This window comes from Staphylococcus sp. GDY8P47P (assembly GCF_016892225.1).
Lineage (GTDB): Bacteria > Bacillota > Bacilli > Staphylococcales > Staphylococcaceae > Staphylococcus > Staphylococcus borealis.
The window spans coordinates 1-212 of sequence record NZ_JAFENV010000018.1; the positions used below are offsets into that span (position 1 = coordinate 1).

Annotated in this window: 1 protein-coding gene; it reads right to left on the reverse strand. The window is 33.0% G+C overall.

Going from position 1 to position 212, the window contains the following annotated elements; genetic code table 11:
* Positions 1-26 precede the first annotated feature (26 nt).
* Positions 27-212 (reverse strand): 3-alpha domain-containing protein (locus tag JVV30_RS13280; RefSeq protein WP_275430019.1); only part of this gene is annotated, 186 nt, incomplete at its 5' end.

Below are 212 nucleotides of genomic sequence, written 5' to 3' on the forward strand. Positions count from 1 at the left end.
TTCTTCCTCTGTCCCTTACTAGTCATTTATGATGTTGTTTTAAGTGCGTGATGATATAGCTTTTGCAATTTAGCTATACGAGTTTCACTTAAATATGGATTTTGTAACGCATAACGCAATCGATTGACGTTTTTGCGGTCGTTATAATAAATTTCATTCAGTTCTTGTACAGAGAGTCGTGTTGTTTCATCTGCTAAATGGATTAATTTTAA